The sequence below is a fragment of the Microbulbifer sp. ABE4_465 genome, from assembly GCF_056160765.1.
Window position 1 is genome coordinate 74,939 of sequence record NZ_JBSWXV010000007.1, and the last position, 18,512, is coordinate 93,450.

At 58.1% G+C, this 18,512-nt stretch carries 9 protein-coding genes; 4 read left to right on the top strand and 5 right to left on the bottom strand.

Features of this window, described 5'->3' with window-relative positions:
* Positions 1-33 precede the first annotated feature (33 nt).
* Positions 34-1,527 carry a tryptophan halogenase family protein gene (locus tag ACXAG1_RS12355; RefSeq protein WP_475119856.1) on the top strand — a complete coding sequence of 498 codons (1,494 nt, stop codon included), beginning with the start codon at positions 34-36 and terminating at the stop codon, positions 1,525-1,527.
* Positions 1,528-1,597: 70 nt separating this feature from the next.
* Here ACXAG1_RS12355 and ACXAG1_RS12360 read toward each other — a convergent pair whose 3' ends face one another.
* Positions 1,598-2,335 (bottom strand): alpha/beta hydrolase, encoded by a 738-nt coding sequence (locus ACXAG1_RS12360; protein ID WP_475119857.1) that lies wholly within the window; start codon positions 2,333-2,335, stop codon positions 1,598-1,600.
* Positions 2,336-2,586: 251 nt separating this feature from the next.
* The gene (locus ACXAG1_RS12365; RefSeq protein WP_475119858.1) at positions 2,587-3,432 is read right to left on the bottom strand and encodes a universal stress protein; all 846 of its coding nucleotides are present in this window, start codon (positions 3,430-3,432) and stop codon (positions 2,587-2,589) included.
* A 270-nt stretch (positions 3,433-3,702) separates the two neighbouring features.
* Between ACXAG1_RS12365 and ACXAG1_RS12370 the strand changes: the two genes are divergently transcribed.
* The 3 genes from ACXAG1_RS12370 (at position 3,703) to ACXAG1_RS12380 (ending at position 12,905) form a co-directional block, all read left to right on the top strand.
* Positions 3,703-5,457 (top strand): alpha-amylase family glycosyl hydrolase, encoded by a 1,755-nt coding sequence (locus tag ACXAG1_RS12370; RefSeq protein ID WP_475119859.1) that lies wholly within the window; start codon positions 3,703-3,705, stop codon positions 5,455-5,457.
* Positions 5,458-5,819: 362 nt separating this feature from the next.
* Positions 5,820-11,471 (top strand): PQQ-dependent sugar dehydrogenase, encoded by a 5,652-nt coding sequence (locus ACXAG1_RS12375; RefSeq protein ID WP_475119860.1) that lies wholly within the window; start codon positions 5,820-5,822, stop codon positions 11,469-11,471.
* A 12-nt stretch (positions 11,472-11,483) separates the two neighbouring features.
* Positions 11,484-12,905 carry a DUF1552 domain-containing protein gene (locus ACXAG1_RS12380; protein ID WP_475119861.1) on the top strand — a complete coding sequence of 474 codons (1,422 nt, stop codon included), beginning with the start codon at positions 11,484-11,486 and terminating at the stop codon, positions 12,903-12,905.
* Positions 12,906-12,971: 66 nt separating this feature from the next.
* On the opposite strand, the gene ACXAG1_RS12385 is transcribed toward ACXAG1_RS12380, so the two are convergent.
* From ACXAG1_RS12385 to ACXAG1_RS12395, 3 genes are all read right to left on the bottom strand, one after another.
* On the bottom strand, positions 12,972-13,814 hold the full coding sequence (locus ACXAG1_RS12385) for a DUF3014 domain-containing protein (RefSeq protein ID WP_475090808.1): 843 nt from the start codon (positions 13,812-13,814) through the stop codon (positions 12,972-12,974).
* 191 nt (positions 13,815-14,005) lie between these two features.
* Positions 14,006-15,904 (bottom strand): alpha-amylase family glycosyl hydrolase, encoded by a 1,899-nt coding sequence (locus ACXAG1_RS12390; RefSeq protein WP_475119862.1) that lies wholly within the window; start codon positions 15,902-15,904, stop codon positions 14,006-14,008.
* A gap of 22 nt (positions 15,905-15,926) precedes the next feature.
* Positions 15,927-18,383 (bottom strand): glycoside hydrolase family 31 protein, encoded by a 2,457-nt coding sequence (locus ACXAG1_RS12395; RefSeq protein WP_475119863.1) that lies wholly within the window; start codon positions 18,381-18,383, stop codon positions 15,927-15,929.
* Positions 18,384-18,512: the final 129 nt, after the last annotated feature.

Here is an 18,512-nt window from a genome sequence, read left to right on the forward strand (position 1 = left end):
TCACTCAATAAAGCAAAGCTTTAGGAATAAACCGTGAATCAGAAAATAATAAAAAGACTCGTTATTCTCGGCGGCGGTACCGCCGGTTGGATGACAGCAGCGTTACTGGCGCGCAGTATGCGCAATACGCTGGATATTGTACTGGTGGAGTCGGACCAGATCGGCACTGTTGGGGTTGGAGAGGCGACCATCCCACCGATTCAAAATTTCAATCGCGCTCTGGGCCTGGAGGAGCGGGAGTTTCTTCGGGCAACCAAAGGTACAATCAAGCTTGGAATTCAGTTCGAAAACTGGTCCCGAAAAGGCGCGAGCTATATGCACGCCTTTGGGAGTATCGGGAAGGATTTTCCTTTTTGCGACTTCTATAATTACTGGCTCCGTACGCGCTCCCAAGGGGATACCTCTTCGCTGTGGGATTACTCCCTGAACTATCAGACGGCGCTACAGAATCGGTTTGCCCCGCTGGCGAAAATTCCTAACACTAACCTTCCCGGAGTTTCCTACGCGTATCACTTCGATGCGGGGCTCTATGCGAAATTCCTGCGTCGCTATTGCGAGACGAATGGGGTAGAGCGCGTTGAGGGAAAGGTCGGCGATGTTCTGAGAAATAGTGAAAGTGGCTTTATTGAGGCTTTGCAGCTGGAAAATGGTGCTCGGGTTCACGGCGATCTATTTGTTGACTGCTCAGGGTTCACGGCTCTGCTGATCGAAAAGGTTATGGGGGCCGAGTATGAGTCATGGAGCCAATGGTTGCCCTGTAATCGCGCCATAGCGGTACCGAGCCAATCGGCGCAACCCATCGTGCCCTATACGCGTTCCATTGCCCATGCCTGCGGCTGGCAGTGGCAGATACCGCTGCAGCACCGTACCGGAAATGGGCTGGTCTTTTCCGGTGATCACTGGAGCGATGAGCAAGCGCGGGAGGTGTTGCTGTCAAACTTGCCGGGGGAACCACTGGCGGAGCCGCGGATCATCCCGTTCAAAACCGGACACCGCCGGGAGCAGTGGTGCAAAAATGTGGTGAGCCTGGGGCTCGCCAGCGGTTTTCTCGAACCACTAGAGAGTACATCAATACACTTGGTGCAGTCGGCGGCGACACGACTGATCAAATGCTTTCCCCATCGCGGTATTCGCGATGAAGATATCGCCGAATTCAATCGCCAGTCGCGGGTAGAAATGGAGCGCATCCGCGATTTTATCATTTTGCACTACAAGGCCAACCAGCGTCGTGACAGTGATTTCTGGCGTTATTGTGAAGAAATGTCGGTACCCGATAGCCTGCAGGAAAAAATGGAACTGTTCCGGTCTACCGGAAAAATTTTCCGGGACCACGAGGACTTGTTCACCGAAGTTGCCTGGCAGCAGGTGATGATAGGGCAGGGAATACTACCGGAAGACTTTCACCCTTTGGCGGGTGCTCTAACAGAGGGGCAGTTGGCCGATTTGATGAAAAGTTTGAAGACCTTAATACAGGGCACGATTAAACAGTTCCCTTCTCACGAGCAATTTCTTTCCGGTTTGAACTGATCTTTCCAGTGCCCGCCACCTGCTTCCAGCGAGGTGGCGTGTGCCCGTTGTGGCGCAGGGGGAGGGTTTATTAGAGTTCACATTGCGCATCAAACAGCCAGGTTACCGCGCGCGGAAACTCACCACGCCAGAACGCTTCATTGTGTTCCCCGCGCGGATCCAGCTCCGCATACCACTGAGTAACAGGAACGTTATTCTCTAGCAGCGCCTGCATTTTGTGGTGCCCGGCACTCATTTCCTCGCCCTCCAGCTCACCGGTTAGCAGGTAAGTGCGAGTCTCTTTCAGGCGCGGGTTTTTCTCGGTAGCGGCAAACATTTCCGGCGCTATCCAGTAGGAAGGGGAGAAGATGCCGGCCATGCCGAAGATATCCGGATAGCGATTGATGGCATGGTTGGAAATCAGTCCGCCCATGGAACTGCCCATAACGGCGGTTTGTTCTCGGTCTGGCTGTGTGCGGTATGTGCGATCTATTTGCGGCTTCAGTTCCTTTACCAGGAAATCCACGTAGGCGTTGCCTTCGCCGGGGCCGAAGCGCTCGTTGTCGTAGGGATTGAGTTCGGTCATGCGGTGCTCGCCGCCGTTGTCGATACCCACCACAATCAGATCCAGGCCGCATTGGTCGGACAGCCGGTTCAGGGTCTCGTCCACACCCCACTCCCCCGAGTAGGCGGTGGCATCGTCGAACAGATTCTGCCCGTCGTGCATATACAGTACCGGATACCGCTTGCCGGAGTCTTCGTAGCCTTCTGGAAGGTAAACGCGGTAGTTGCGTTCCCGCTGCAGCGTGCTCATCTCGATGGCTGGCATGACGTGAACATTGGGTTGTGCTGTGGACGCAGGTTTTGTAGCGGTTGGAGCGGAAGATGCGCTGGCAAGCGAGGATAGAATTGCGAATACCAAAGGTGTGGCCAAACTGAGTTTCTTGTGCATTGTTATGTCTCTCGAGATCTGGTGCGAGTGACAGTATCCAATGTTCGGAGAAAGGGTGCGTCAGCCTGGATTGGGGAGGAGGGGGAAATACAAGGCCCCGCGAGCGCGGGGCCCAGAAGGAAAGGCAATCAGTGCGCGGTGGTCGTAAACGCGTTACACACCATCACATCCGTTTCCACAGAGCCAATCACCCGCTCGGCGGTATTGCCGCGCAGCAGTGAGCCGGTCTCGCCGTACTGGTTCAGGGTGCCCATCACCACCAGATCGGCGTCGATCTCTTTGGCGATTTCCGCGACCACTTCATTGGTATATCCCTGCTTCACATGGATACGGTCGGTGGGTACGCCGGTTTTGTCGGCCAGCTTGGCCAGGGCGCCGCGGTCCGGGTAGAGCATGGAGTCCAGGTAGGCATTCACCAGGTGCAGCTCGGCACCGTACACCTCGGCAATGTAGCTGGAGCGCTCGGTGATCTGGCGGTTGAGCTGGCGCTGCTGGGTGGTCTGGGCCTGGTAATTGACGGTGGCCAGTACCACTTTGCGGCGATCCTTGGCGCCCGGGCGGATCAGTACCACCGGGCACTTGGCCTGCTTCAGTACCTGCCATTTGGATTCGGCGAAGGTGAAGCGGCGACTGCTGGTGCGGGCGTGTACCGGCAGATAGATCATTTCCGCGTTGTAGCGCTTGGATTCTTGAATGATCGCGCCTTGCCAGTCACTGGACCAGCAGACGTTGATCTCGAACTCCACGCCCGCCTCTTCGATGGGCTTGCGAATCTGGTCGCGGAACCAGAATTCGTCGCGGAACAGGTGGTCGTTCACCGCACGGGTGTCGACGGCTTCGCCATCCACGGCTACGAAGACCGCCAGTTTGGGCTGCGGATTGCGTTCGCGGGCGGTGGCCAGGGCGCGCTCCAGGGCGACATGGCGGTCATCGTTGGGGTCTACGACTACGAATACGACAGGTTTTTCCTGCATGTTCACTCCTTCAAATTAGAAATCTGTTTCCCTAAGTTCTCTCTCTGCGCAATCGGTATTCTTCTCCAACGCAGACGCTCCGCCCCATTGTTATTGGCGCCCTGATATTGGGGGATCAGGGCATCTGGGCGGCCCCGCGGACGGGTAGTCAAGACTATCACCGGCCGCTGCTTTTTTCATCTACGCCCCACCCCGGGAGGATGAAACCGGGGGTGAGGCGGGTACAGTAGGCTGCAGTGATGACCGTTCGATAACGACGGAGAGAAGATAATGAGAAAAATGAACGCACTGGCCGCGCTGATTTCCGCTGCGGCCCTGACAGTTACCGCCTGCTCGGACGGCGGGGCCAACCCGGCGGCCGATACCGCTGTTGAATCAAAGGTTTCTTCGGCGTCGCAGTCTGCACCCGCCCTGACCGAGGTGAAGCAGACAGCCGCGGACCCATTCTGGAATAACGCCACTATCTATTTCATGCTTCCGGACCGTTTTCACAACGGCAACCCGGAAAATGATCTGTCCTATGGCCGTGAAAATGACGCGGCCCACCTGCGTGGTTTCCATGGTGGCGACCTGCGCGGTGTGATCCAGAAGCTGGAAGAGGGTTACTTCACCAATCTGGGTGTGGATGCCATCTGGATGTCGCCGATCATCGAGAATGTGCACGGCTTCGATGAGGGCGACAAACGCACTTATGCCTTCCACGGTTACTGGCCCAAAGACTGGACCAACGTGGATGAAAACTTCGGTACCGAGGAAGAACTGGCAGAACTGATCCGGGTTGCTCGCAGTAAGGGTGTACGCATTCTGCTGGATGTCATCATCAATCACACCGGCCCGGTGACCAGTAAAGACCCCCTGTGGCCGTCGGACTGGGTGCGCACCAATCCCCAGTGTGACTGGAGCAGCTTTGCCCAGAACGTACAGTGCGCACTCACGGATAACCTGCCGGATATTCTGACCGAGAGCGAAACGCCGGTAGCGCTGCCGCCGCAGCTTACTGAGAAGTGGCAGCGCGAAGGTCGCCTAGACCAGGAAGTGGCGGAGCTGGACGCCTTTTTCGAGCGCACCGGTTACCCGCGGGCACCGAAATACTACATCGTAAAATGGCTGACCGACTGGGTACGTGAATACGGTGTGGATGGCTTCCGTGTTGATACCGTAAAACACGTCGAGCCGGAAATCTGGGCTCTGTTGAAGAAAGAGGCCAGCCTCGCTCTGGAAGAGTGGAAGGCGAACAACCCACAGGAAAAGCTGGATGACCGCAGCTTCTTTATGGTGGGCGAGGTTTACCACTACGGAGTTAAAGACTTCGCCAGCAGTGACGGCCGCCTGTATGACTTTGGCGACCGCAAGGTGGATTTCTTCAGCTACGGCTTCGACAGTCTGATCAACATGGGCTTTGCCGCCCACGCCGCCGACGATATGGAAACGATCTTCAGTGAGTACTCCAGCATCCTGCATGGCGGCGAACTGCAGGGCGTATCAGTACTGAACTACCTTGGCTCTCACGACGATCACCACTCGTTCGACCGCGAGCGCAAGCAGGTGAAAAGCGCAGCGTTGAAACTGATGCTGGCTCCCGGTGCGGCGCAAATCTATTACGGCGACGAAATTGCCCGCCCGATGATTGACGAACAGGCCTACGGCGATGCCTCCATGCGTGTACCCATGGACTGGAGCAGTATTGAGCGGGCGCAAACCAGCGAGATCCTGGATCACTGGCAGAAGCTTGGCCAGTTCCGTCAGTCTCATCTGGCGGTGGGGGCCGGTGTGCACCAGCAGCTGAGCGAAGCGCCGTATATTTTCTCCCGCACCCTGGACGATGACCGTGTCATGGTCGCACTGGATATGCCGGTGGGTAAAAAATCTGTGGATACCGGTGCGGTATTTGTGGACGGTACCCTGGTCAAAGATTACTACTCCGGCGTGGAAGCTACCGTCGAAAATGGCACTATTACGCTGGATACCGAATTTGACACGCTTCTACTGGGCCCTGTGGCGTCTACAGAGGTCAGCGCACGCTAATGCGTATTTGTCGATGCAGCGTCAGTGAGTCACCTTGATGTTCCCGCAATAGCGGGGATTCTGGCACCCCCTGGGTCAGGTAGGACCCGAACTTCTCTTTCTCGTCGAAAGGCTTGCCGGTATCAGGAAACTGATACCGGCTTTTTTTTGGCTGGTGTTTGGGTGACCCGCGATGGCGCATTTCGGTACTACGCCCCCGGGGAGGGGGGAGGTAATCACCGTGTAATGGCGTAACTTGAGGCTGTGCCAAAGTGTTTTTGCACACGAATAGCGCTGAGAGGTTGTCGGCGATTAAATAATAAAGGCCACGTATTTAAATAATATGATGGTTTTCCGGATAAAAATAATTCCCGGAGTTAGCGATGATTTCTGCCCCTGTGAACACCGGAGTGCCACACTCCGTTGCTGCTGTATTCCTGCGCCTTGCTGCTGCGCTGATTCTGCTCCTCCCTTTGAGCGCCTCGGCGCAAACCTGGTCTGAAGCCTGGTTCCGCGGTACCCCCAATGACTGGGGTACCACAGCGATGACTTATGATGCCACCGAAGGTGTCTGGGTTACCGAGCAAACCTTCGACGACGCCAATCCGCGCTTCAAAATCAGTCACTACCAGAACTGGGATGAAGCGTATCCGGGGGCTGACTACCAGGTGGAGAATGGCCACTATCGCATCACTTTCGATGACGACAGCAAGGCCATTACCGTAAGCGAAATCACCGAGCCCCCACCCGCCGGCACGGCAACCAGCATCTGTTTTGACAACCCGCAGAACTATGCGGCGCCCCATATCTATTTCTGGAATCCGGCACCCGGCGGCAGCGTCAACGACCTGCCCGGTTGGCCCGGGGTCGGTATGAGTGAGGTCGATGGTAATTACTGTTACGACTTCACCGCGCAGCTGAACAACGGCGCCATGCCGGATTCACTGAATGTCATTTTCAATGACAATGGCGGTGCGCAGACTGCGGATCTGCAATACAGCGGCGATCCCTGCTATGTCGATGCCCAGTGGCAGCCCGCGGCGAGCTGCGGTTTAGATGAAGAGCCCACCGATGACCTGCCCCCGAGTACCCGTCCGCTACTGGCGCAGCCGCTGAACTTCCCGATCAGCGGCAATGTCTCCGGAGGCAACTACCGCTTCGAGGTGGCCTACCCGAACCTGCAGGGGCAGTTTATGTCTCCGGTGATGGTGATTCCGGACGGCATCAATGACCTGCTGTATGTGGTGGACAAAACCGGCACCATTTTCGCATTCCCCAATCGCGAAGATGTGGCGCCCGGTGAAATTCGCGAGCTGTTGAATATCAACGGCGAGGTACGGAACTACCACGAACAGGGACTGCTGAGCATGGCCTTTGACCCGGGCTTTGCCAGCAATGGTCATATCTACATCTATTACATTCACGGTACCGATGATAATGAGCGCGCACCGGATGGCAGTTACGGTGACGCGATTCTCGAACGCTGGACCCTAGACAACCCCAACGATCCGTCTCAGGCGCTGGCTTCTTCACGCACGGAAATTCTGCGGGTTCCCCAGCGCGGGCCGGACCACAAGGGTGGCATGATGCAGTTCCACCCGGAAGACAATTATCTGTACCTGAGTATCGGTGACGGCGCCTACGGTCACAGCGCCACCATGAGCTATCCGGAAGATCCGCGGACCAATAACGGCGCCCAGGAAACCGATAACCTGCTGGGTACGTTTATTCGCATCAAGCCTCTAGAACAGGCGGTTAACGGCAAGTACTACGAAATCCCCGCGGACAATCCTTTTGTGGGCGTGCCGGGTTTCCGCGAAGAAATCTGGTCTTACGGCCACCGCAATCCCTGGCGCTGGAGTTTCGATACCGAAGCGCCCTACACCCTGTGGGAGACGGAAGTCGGCCAGGCGGGATTTGAAGAAGTAAACCTGATCGAAAAAGGCAAAAACTACGGCTGGCCGGTGTGTGAAGGCACCAACAACCGCGGTGATCTCGGTGGTGATCCCGGTAAAAACTGCAGTACCGATTTCGAGCCACCGCGGGATGGTTATGCCCACCCCACCGGTTATTCGATTATCGGCGGTGTGGTGTATCGCGGAGACGCTCTGCCGGGTCTCAGCGGAAACTTTGTGTTTGGCGATTACGTCACCAAGCGCATCTGGTCCATCGTGGATGGCGAAGCCAAAGAACTGATCAGCGATGCCTTCCCGGAGAATATCGCCTCCTTCGGTACCGACCTGAGTGGCGATACGCTGCTGGTTTCCACCTACGGTGTGGAGTACGGCGGTCAGTCCACTATTTACAAAATCGTGGACGACGATGCGGAAGCGGCGGTCATCCCGGCGAAGCTCTCCGAGACCGGCCTGTTCGCAGATCTTGAAGCCCTGGAGCCGGTAAGCGGCGTTATCGAATATGCCCTGAATACCGAAGGGTGGTTCGACGGTGCGGCACTGCGGCATTTTATTGCGGTGCCGAACGACCAGCAGATCGACTTTGCTGCGACAAGTCAGTGGGATCTGCCTGTGGGTACCGTGCTGGTAAAACACCAGAGCGTCGCCACCGTGGACAATCCGCAACAACCTTTTACCACCTCCGTCCTGTTCCGCCAGGACACCGGTAAGTGGCAGGCGGCTAACTATTACTGGAACAGCGCCGGCACCGACGCTGACCTTGTAACCGAAACCCTCACAGTGATGGACGGCGGCATTGAAAACCGCCAGCGGGCCGTGCAGTCAGCCGCTGACTGCGGATCCTGCCACATCGGAAGTGGCAGTCGCGAGCCCCTGGCGGTGCACACCCGTCAATTCAATCGGGAATTCCAGTACGGCGAGACCGAAACCTCGGTGGCCAATCAGCTGGATGTGTTCAACACCATCGCGCTGTTGTCGGCAGACATCGGCAGCGCCGATAGCCACAACGCCTTCGTGAATGCAGCGGATACCAGTGCCGATCTCGATGAGCGCGCGCGCACATATCTTGAAACCAACTGTTCCCACTGTCATGCCAGTGGCTTTATGGATCTGCGCTACGACACCCCGCTCGCGGACATGCGTATCGTGAACGTGGAAACCACCGGCGGTGCCGCCCGCTTGCGCCCGTTCGACCACGCCAACAGCCTGGTGTACATCTACCAGACCACCGATAACAACCGCATGCCCAAAGGCACCCGCTATACGAACCCGGTGGCAGAAGCGCTGTTTCGCGAATGGATCGATGGTACCGGCCTGCAGCAGGTGGGGATTCAACTGGATACGGACAGCGATCGCCTGAATGGTGGCGATGCGCTGGCCGTGGAGGTTTACTCCCTCTACGACAACGGATTTACCGCGCCGGTACCCAATGCGCCGAGCGTAAGTACCAGTAATAGCAATGTGCTCGCTGTGGAATCGGTGGGTGACGATGACTTTGTACTGCGCGCCGGCAATACCGGGTCTGCCATTGTCACGGTGCAGCAGGGCGGTTTCAGCAGCCAGCTGACCATCGCGGTAACCTCTATTGATACCGCCATTACCGGACTGGAAATTGCGCCCCAGGGGCAGTCTCTGGAAAGCAGCCGCCAGCTGGTTGCGGTGGGACTTCGGGCAGATGGCACACGGGAAAATATTTTCGGACAGGTCAGTTGGTCGATCGAAAGTGGCCCCGCCACGGTGGATCCAAGTGGCCTGGTGACGCGCACGGGAACCGGTGAAGTCGTTGTGCGGGCGACCCTGGGTGAATTCACGAAGCTGCTGACACTGGCAGAAGGCTTTGATGGTATTCGCGTGCGCTACGACAACCCGAACAACTGGGAGCAGGTGATGGTACACCTGTGGACCACCGTCGATGGGCAGGACCAACCGTTGACCGATTGGCCGGGACTGTTGATGTCCGGGCCTGATGCCGAAGGCTGGTGGACCCACACCGTTGAGCAGGAAGATCTGCACAATGGCCAGGTTAACCTGGTCTTCAACAACGGTAACGGTGAGCAGACCGGAGACCAGCGTGATATCGACGAGACCTCGAGCTTTGTCGGCGGCGCCTGGGAACCCTGGACGCCCGAAGGGCCTGTTGGCGGCGACACATCGCGGGTTTCCGTGATCGGCGGCACCACGGCGGACGGCGGGCGCGATTACGCCATCGGCACCGTGATCAGCGTCAACGCCGACGATGCGCCACTGGGAACTGTATTTGGCGGTTGGAGCGGCGATGCGGCGCCCTATATCGTCAGCGACCCGTCGCTGCCGCAGGTGCAGCTGCTGATTCCACAGCACGACCTTTCCCTGGTGGCACTCTTCCCCAGCGCAACCAACGAGTACGAGGCGGGGCAGAATTTTTACGCGGCCCAGTGTGCAAGCTGTCACGGTGACCAGGGCCAGGGCGCGGTTGCCCAGGTGCTGGCCGGCAGTGGCGCCAACTGGCAGTTGGGCGAGCTGACGCAATATATCGAAGACTTTATGCCCATGGACGCCGCCGCCAGTTGTACCGGCGACGAGGCCGGTGCCTGTGCCTATGAAGTGGCGAGACTGATTGTGGACGAAGCCTGGGACAGTGGCAGCTGCAGTGGCAGCGACTGCGATGGCAGCAATCTGGATCAGCGCAACCTGCGCCTGCTCACTCGCGAGGAATACCTCAACAGCGTGCGGGATATTTTCGCAATCGATTTCGACAGTTCGCTGATGAGCCCGGTACCCGCCGACGGTCGCTACCGCAATTTCGACACCGCTTCCTACCTCTCCGCGGACAACGACCGCACCCTGGGGTATGAAATGGTGGCCGAGCAGGTTGCGGACCTCGCCATCGCGCAGGCCGGTTTCATGAACCTGGTGAGCGGTTGTGGCGATGTGCAGTGTGTGGTGGATACCCTCGGCTTCCGCCTGTTCCGCCGACCGCTGCAGAGCGAAGAAATCTCTCGCTACGCAGGGCTTTACCAAAGCGACGATGATGGCCGCCTGGCACTGCAGGCGATGCTGATGTCACCGCACTTTATGTATCGTTCCGAGCTCGGTGTGCTGGACAGCGAGAGTGGCCTCTACCGGCTCGATAATTACGAAGTGGCAACCCTGCTGTCCTACACCTTCTGGGCCACTACACCGGATGACACGCTGCTGCTGGCCGCCACCGAAGCGGGCTTCGATATTGCCGCGCAGGTGGATCGCCTGCTGGCGGACCCCCGTGCAGAACGCGGTCTGCGCCGCTTTATCAGCGGCTGGCTGATCAACAATCAGTATCCCTTCCCGGCAATCACCGATACCAATCTGGTGGCGGCGTTCAAGGAAGAAACCGTCGGCTTTGTACTGGAGAACATCCGCTCGAATTCTGCCTTCGGCGAATTGCTCTCTGCCAACTACACCTGGGCCAACGGCGATCTCGCCGCGCATTACGGCCTGGATGCGAGCGGCGGCGACTGGGCCATACGCACCTTCCCCGCGGGCGATCCCCGCAGCGGCAGCGGTCTGCTCGGCCACGGCAGCTTCCTCGCCTCCCGTACCAGCACCGTTAACCCGGCGCCGATCAAGCGCGGCGTATACGTGCGCGAAGTGCTGATGTGCCAGGAGTTCCCGCCTCCGGCTGCCGCGGATTTCAATGTGGTATTTGAAGATACCGACAGCAACCGCGAAGCCACTGCCCGTCACACGTCCGATCCTGCCTGCGCCGCCTGTCACCAGTTTATTGACGGTGTCGGCTTCGGTTTCGAGCGCTTTGGCAGCGATGCCCTGTATCGCACCATCGAAACCATCGGTACCGGTGAGCAGCGCGAGATTGACGACAGCGGCAGTATCAAGAGTCTGTACACCCCCGCGACGGTGATGGATCCGACCAGCCCCAGCTACGACTTCTATTCAGTGCCGGAACTGGCGGGCCTGATTGCCGGCAGTGACCAGGGCGAGGCGTGTTTTGCCCGTCAGTTCTACCGCTATGTGGTTGGGCGTGAAGAGGGTGCCAGTGACGATGTGATCATTCACACTACCAGTGAAGACCTGCGCAATGGCGGTGGCATGCGCGATATGTTGCGGACCCTGGTTCTGTCCGACGCTTTCACCCAGCGCCGCTAGGAGATAACAATAATGAAGCTCTTCAAACAATTTGGTTTTACCTCGGTCAATGAATCCAGCCGCCAGTCGCGCAGAAAATTCCTGCGCAATCTGGCGCAGGCGGGCATGCTGTTACCGCTGGCGGGCAGTATGCTCGGCCAACGTGTACTTGCGCAGGGTGGCAGTGCGCAGCGGGTGCTGTTTCTGTACTACCCCAATGGTGTCGTCCCATACAACTGGGTGCCGCAGCAGGGGCCGGGCAGCATCAGTGGCAGCCAGGAGCTGAGTTTCGGGTTGGGGCCTTTGTCGTCCTGGCACAATCGGTTGATCGTGTTGCAGAACCTCACACTGGATATTGGTGAAGGTGCCGGTGCCCACTACAACGATATGCGCGGAATTCTTACCGGCAATAATCAGATCGGCTATGGCAGTGCCAGTGTCGACCATTTGATTGCCGAGCAGTTGGGTAGCGAAGGCGTGCTGAGCCTCGGCGTGCGCACTGGCAATCGCTCCGACATCATGATTTCCAAACCGCGCAATGTTGAGTCCGGCGCACGCCCAATTCCGAATAACGATCCGGCGGATGCCGCGCAAAAACTTTCGGTAGGGATTTCCGATGGCGGCGGTGGCGGTAACGATCCCGACAAGCAGGCCTATTACGACGCTATCCTGGAGGACTTCGACAGCCTCGCTGATGTCACTCTGGAGAATGCACAGCGGGATAAACTCACCCTGCATGAAAATGCGCTGAAGCGGTTGCGGGACCTGGCCGGCAACCAGGTGGGCGAATGCAGTTTTAATACCAACGTAATGAGCGATCCCTATTACGCATCCTCCAGCCCCCTGTCCCCTACCGAGTGGCAGATGTTCCCGCACCTGGCCCGCGCCCAGGTGGACAATATCGTCGGCGCTTTTTCCTGTGGCCTGAACCGCGTCGCCACCCTCCAGCTCTCCAAGGGCGACGAGAACGGCAACCTGGTCAATTATTCCTACGATGAGTGCTGGCAGATGGCCCAGGACGCCATCAGTCAGGGTGTTCAGCACAGCAACGGCAGCGGCCCTGTCGGCTCCATGACCCGCTGGTATAACGAATTTGCCAGCCACAGTGCCTCCCACCGTCCCGGCGATGTGCCCCACACCGCCCAGGTTCGCTGGTACCACTCACTCCTCGCCTACACCCTGCAGCAACTGGAAAACAAAGGCCTGTTGGATGACACCCTGGTGGTGATGTTCAGCGAAGTCGGCGACGGCTCCAAACACGGCGGCGCAGCCGGTGCAGTCACCCTGGCCGGAGGCGCCGGCGGCGCCCTGCAGATGGGCCGGATCATCAATTGCGGCGATGGCGTCAACAACGGTCAGCGAATCTACGGAACCCACCAATTGTTCGGGGATGTAGCGCGCTATTTGGGGGTGAATTCCTTACCGGAAAGTCACTGGTCTGGCGGGGTTGTTTAGAGGCTTGGGCTTATCGGTAGAATAAAACAAAGCCCCGACGTCGGGGCTTTGTTGTTGAGGAAGGGCTTATTGCTCTGAAGGCATACTCTGCAGCGCGCTTTTCAGCTCCCGCAGTTTTTCTTTCACTCTTGCGGCATTGTCGGGGCCGATGCGGATCATCAGTTTGTGCAGGCCGGGCATTTTTTCCAGTTTCTCGTCTTCAAACTTGTAGTAAACCGTGGGGCGGACCAGTTTGATCGGACCTTCGATTTCGGGAGCGGCGAGGGCCTGGTCGATGGCGGCGAGAAGGGCGGCGTGGAAGTTTTTGTTCTTCAGGCCCAGCTCACCGTAGGCCTGTTTCAGGCGCGGGTACCAGAACTGGTAGAGATCGACAGCGGTGTCGGTGTCCACCATGGCAAACAGGCGCACCGGCTGGTCGTAGCGCTGGTAGTTCTCCTGGGACAGCACATACACCTTCTGCCCGTCGTCTTTGATTTCCAGTTCCTTGACCGCGAGCTTGCCGTCCACGTTATTGAACGGGCGGTTCTTGTGCATCAGGTCGCCCTTGGTGGCAGTGTTCACCGCCGCGACCCATTTGCGCACCACTTCATCGGGCACTATCCATTTGGCCAGGGCGCCGTCGGAAGAGAGGCTTATGATGTCCTTGCGGGCTTCATCATCGCTGTCGTTCAGGGCGGGCAGCTGGCGTGGAGGGTCTTCCGGCTCGGCGGGTTCCGGCGTTGGGGGAATGACCGGCTCGTCTTCCGGTTCATCAAGGTCGACCTTGGGCTGGGTTTCGGGGGCGACCTCGGGCACCGGCTCGGGAACGTCCTGCGTGATGTCGTCGCGCACCGCAAACCAGTAGATACCAAAGGCAACCGCCGCTGTCACCAGCAGGGCGATCAGCCACTCTTTGATCGTGCCACCCATCTCGACATTCTCCCGTTGATTCCCGTGTGCCCGATTGTAAAACCAAGGCTGGCGCTTCAAAACTCAGTGTAAACCACTGACTGTGAAGTCTAGGACAGTATCAGGTCGGGAAGGTTTCGCCTATAGATAGTGGATAAGAGGAGGGGGGAGGCAGGGGCGCGAGCGCACCCCTGTGAGAGGAGGCGGAAAACTCAGCGAGTGACTTTAAAGATCTGGCCAGACAACCGCGGGGCATTCACGGACACGCTTGCGGAAAGGTCATCGGCGACAACCATCTCTACGGTGCCTTCGGTCAGCTGGTTGGTAAGGGTGTACTTACCGGCTTCCAATTGCCATGCGGTCGCCAGCTCCTTCGGCAGCTTTACGGTGGTAGCGCTGTCGTCGCTACTGAAGTTGGCGATCACCAGCAGACGATCCTCCCCCGCCCAGCGGGCGAAGGCGTAGTGCTTGTCGCTGTAGTTGTCACCCTGTTCCCGGTTATAGCGGTGCAGGTCGAGGTATTCTCCGGTGAGCGCCGGACTCTGGCGGGAGAAGGTCAGCAGCTTACCGTAGAAATCCCGCAGGGATTGTTCGGATTCGCTGAGTTTTTCGCTGTTGAACGCGCCTTGGTTATTCCAGCGGCGAATGCTGGGCACAGACCAGTAGTCGAAGATAGTGGTGCGGCTGGCCTTGCCAAAGCCCGCATCGCCAGCACCGGGTTCACCCAGTTCCTGGCCGAAGTAGAGCAAAGTCGGCGCGCCGCTGATGGTAGAGGAAACCACCATGGCGGGGATGCCCGCCCTGGGGTTGCCGGCAAATTCCGGGCTGGCGATACGCTGCTCGTCGTGGTTTTCCATAAAGCGCAGCATATGGTCCTCGATACCGCTGAGGCTTTCCTGGATGTCTACCAGCGGATCGGTGCCGGCCTTGCCTTCCATCACCGCGCGGATGGCATCGTAGGTGCCGACCTTGTCGTACAGGTAGTCCATTTTGCCGAGGTGGATATAGTCGCGGTACAGGTCCGGCTGGTAGATCTCCGCCAGCAGCAGGGCGTCATCCTTCTGCATTTTGATGGAGGAGTTCAGGTAGCTCCAGAACTCCACCGGCACCATGCCGGACATATCGTAACGGAAGCCATCCACACCAAAGGCGAGCCAGTAGTCGGTAATTTCACGGAATTTTTTCCAGCTGCTGGGCACGTCCTTGTCTGCCCAGAAGGCTGCGTGTGCGCGGTAATCTTTCTGTGCGAAATCTGCAGGCAGTTCGGCGAAGTCGTGGCTGCCATCTGGGCGCACGCCGAAATTGATTTTTACCGTCTCGTACCAGTCGCCCTGTGCCGGCTGCGGCGCGCGGCTGCCGTTGCCGGTCCACTTGGCCGGAACCTCGGCAAATTCACCGTCGATCAGTTCGTGGGCTTCGCCGTTCAAAGGCTGGTAACCATCGTCTGCCAGCGGTACCCGGAAGGGCTCGCCGGGTACGTAGTAGAAGTTATTGTCGCGGGCGTAGGCCACGCTGGTGTCGTCATCCACACCGAAATCGCGTACACCCTCGGGCTTGTCCAGGGACTGGTAGTTGCGCGCAACGTGATTGGGGACGATATCGATCAGAACCTTAAGACCGGCATCGTGTGAACGTTCGATCAGCGCCTTGAATTCTTCCAGTCGCTTGGCCGGATCGTCGGCAAGGTCCGGATTTACGCTGTAATAGTCTTTTACCGCATAGGGTGAACCGGCGCGGCCCTTGATGACATCCGGGTCGTCGTTGGCAATGCCGAAAGCGGTGTAGTCGCGCACAACCGCGTGGTGCAGGGAGCCGGTGTACCAGATGTAATCGGCACCGAGCGCGCGGATTTCTTTCAATGCCTTGGGTGTGAAATCACTGAACTTGCCTACGCCGTTTTCTTCGATGGTGCCCCAGGGCTTGTTGGTGGCATTGGTGTTGCCAAACAGGCGCGGCAGAACCTGGTAGATCACCGGCTTGCCGTTGCTTGCGCTGGCAGAAACATCTTCCTGCGGTGCGTTTACCGCAGTGCTATCGGTTTCCTGATTACAGGCGGTAAGGGTGCCGGTAGCAATGGCGCTTGCCAGAAGTAGCTGGATAAATTTATTCATAATCTTTCTGTTCAGGTATGGATTACAGGTTTACCGAAAGGGCCTGATTTTTCTCGGACCAGTTGAATTTCACGTGTAGGGTTTTCGCGCGCTTGTCGTACCAGGCGGTGTTCTCGACCAGTGCACTTTCCTTGCCGACCAGTGCGATCGCCTGTCCACCCTGCTGCACGGATGCAGGTTGCGCTACGTTGTGCAGTACCAGCTCGACGTTGCGTGCCTGGGGTGCACCGGTATAACCATTGCCTTCGCGATCAAACTGGAACTGAATTCCCGCGTCGGTGCGCTCGCTCGCAAACCGCAGTTTCTCGTACTCTCCTTTACTGAACGCATCGGCGGTAACGCCGTCGTCCTCGTAGACACTGCCGGAGGAGCGGGTTACGGAATCGTGGGCGTAGTAGTCCAGGCGCAGCTCCGCGCTGGAGTATTCACGGGTGTTCTGCATGTCTTTTACGGTGGGGATAAACGCACCGGCGCGTACCAGCACCGGGATGGTTTCCAGGTCTACAGCGATGCGCGCGAGGTCCCCCGCGTACTGGTTGTCATTCCAGTAATCGAACCAGACTCCGCCGGGCAGTTGCACCTCTACCTCATCACTGGCTTCCATAACCGGCGCAACCAGGAAATCGTCGCCCCACAGGTAGGCACTTTTGTTGTCCATCAGTGCGAGGTCGCTTTCATTTTCAAAAAACAGCGGTCGCATCAGTGGCATGCCGGACTGGCTATTTTCAAACGCCAGGGTGTAGTTGTAGGGCAGCAGGCGGTAGCGGAGCTTGATGAACTCGCGGGTGATGTCGCGGGTTTTGCGGTCGTGGAATACCGGCTCCGGGGCAATATGGCCCTGAGCATGAGGGCGGTAGACTGGCTGGAAGGCGCCGTACTGCAACCAGCGGATATAGGGCTCGCGCTCAAAGCTGTCGCCGTCGGCGAAACCACCAAGATCCGAGTGGGTGTAGCCAAAGCCGAGCAGGCCCATTTGCAGGGACAGTTCTACCTGTGGTTGCAGACCGCCCCAGCCGCGGGATACGTCACCGGTCCAGGGAATCATACCGAAGCGCTGGGAGCCGGGGAAACCGGCGCGCATCATGATAAATGGGCGCTCATCCGGGCTGTCTGCCTTTTCGTTTTCAAACAGCATTTGCGCCCAGCGGTGGCCGTAGGCGTTATGGATTTCGTCGGCCATGCCAATGGCGTGTACCGTGTCGGACGGGTGCACTTCCGGTTCGCCCAGGTCGCCCCACCAGCCGGAGACGCCCTGACTTTTCAGGTCTTTGTAAATGTTCCAGAACCAGTCGCGGCCGTCTTCGGAAAAGACATCAATCAGGCCGGTGTTGCCGAAGTAAAAATCAAACTGCTTGGGATTGCCGGCGAAGTTTTTCGCCAGCGCATTGCTGGCCACGGCCTGATCCCAGCGCTTGGATGTGGAAAGTACAAACGGTTCGGTCACCAGAATGGTTTCGATTCCCTGGTCTTTCATTTCCGCCATCATTTCCACGGGTGCGGGGAAGGCATTGGTGTCCCAATCCAGGTTACCCATATGGCCCTTGATATCCGGGCCGAACCAGTAGAGGTCGAGTACCAATGCATCGAGGGGGAAGTCCTCTTCGCGGAAGGCTTTGACGGTCTCGCGCACCTGGTCATCGGTGCGGTAACCAAAGCGGGAGGCGAAGTTGCCCAGCGCCCACCGCGGTGGCATCGGCTGGCGGCCGGTGACGTCGACATAGTTTTCGATCAGCTGCGGGTATGTTTCCCCCGCAACCACGATGTAGGCGCTGCGACCGGCCACTGCCTCGAACTGCATGACGTTTTCTTCGCTGGCACCCAGGTCCATGGCGCCGGTGGCGCTGTTGTCGAACAGCAGCACATATTTGTTGCTGCTCATCACCGCCGGCAGGCTGAAATACATCTGGTTGGATTCGGTGGAGTAACCGTAGTGGGCCTTGTTGTACAGCGGCATGCGGTGACCGCGGCGATCCATGCCCAGCACCCGCTGGCCACCGCCGATCAGCTTTTCATCTTCCGCAAGATTGAAGCGGAAGCCACGCAGTGTTGGGTGTGCGAAAAAGCCGTGCTCCTCGCTCAGCAGCGGTTTGCCGTCGCGCAGGTATTCGATGTGGAAGGGTGACTTGTGAATCACCGCGGTCAGACCGCCGAGGGAATAGCGCAGTGCCTCCTGGGACACACTCAGCTGCGCCTGCACATCGCGCAGTAATTGATCCGCACGGGCAAACGAGGGGAGTTGCTTCATACCCTCGCGCTGGTAGTGGACTTCCAGTGCGCCGGAATTGAGCGGCGTCAGGGTGACCTGGCTGTCGCTGGTTTCGATGATCAGCTTGTTATCGAGAAGCTGGTGGCTTTGATATTGACGCTCAGAGCTCGCAAGCGCCGGTTGCATGGCGGTCGCTAACAAAGTGGGCAGCAGGGTAGCCAGCCCGAGTTTTTTCAGCAGCCTTGTGGGCTTGTTGGTAATTACTTCTTTCATCGTCTTCGCTTTTTGTATCTGTAATTCTAATTGGGTATTTACGTTGTTTGCGCCGCACCTCCGTCATGCCGGACTTGATCCGGCATCCAGCTGCGCTGGATCTGGATACCGGATCAAGTCCGGTATGAC

What these genes read in the sequence shown, in the direction of transcription:
- ACXAG1_RS12360 (WP_475119857.1), bottom strand. Translation starts at nt 2,335, where the DNA reads ATGCCAGCCATCGAGATGAGCACGCTGCAGCGGGAACGCAACTACCGC.
- ACXAG1_RS12365 (WP_475119858.1), bottom strand. Translation starts at nt 3,432, where the DNA reads ATGCAGGAAAAACCTGTCGTATTCGTAGTCGTAGACCCCAACGATGAC.
- ACXAG1_RS12370 (WP_475119859.1), top strand. Translation starts at nt 3,703, where the DNA reads ATGAGAAAAATGAACGCACTGGCCGCGCTGATTTCCGCTGCGGCCCTG.
- ACXAG1_RS12375 (WP_475119860.1), top strand. Translation starts at nt 5,820, where the DNA reads ATGATTTCTGCCCCTGTGAACACCGGAGTGCCACACTCCGTTGCTGCT.
- ACXAG1_RS12380 (WP_475119861.1), top strand. Translation starts at nt 11,484, where the DNA reads ATGAAGCTCTTCAAACAATTTGGTTTTACCTCGGTCAATGAATCCAGC.
- ACXAG1_RS12385 (WP_475090808.1), bottom strand. Translation starts at nt 13,814, where the DNA reads ATGGGTGGCACGATCAAAGAGTGGCTGATCGCCCTGCTGGTGACAGCG.
- ACXAG1_RS12390 (WP_475119862.1), bottom strand. Translation starts at nt 15,904, where the DNA reads ATGAATAAATTTATCCAGCTACTTCTGGCAAGCGCCATTGCTACCGGC.
- ACXAG1_RS12395 (WP_475119863.1), bottom strand. Translation starts at nt 18,383, where the DNA reads ATGAAAGAAGTAATTACCAACAAGCCCACAAGGCTGCTGAAAAAACTC.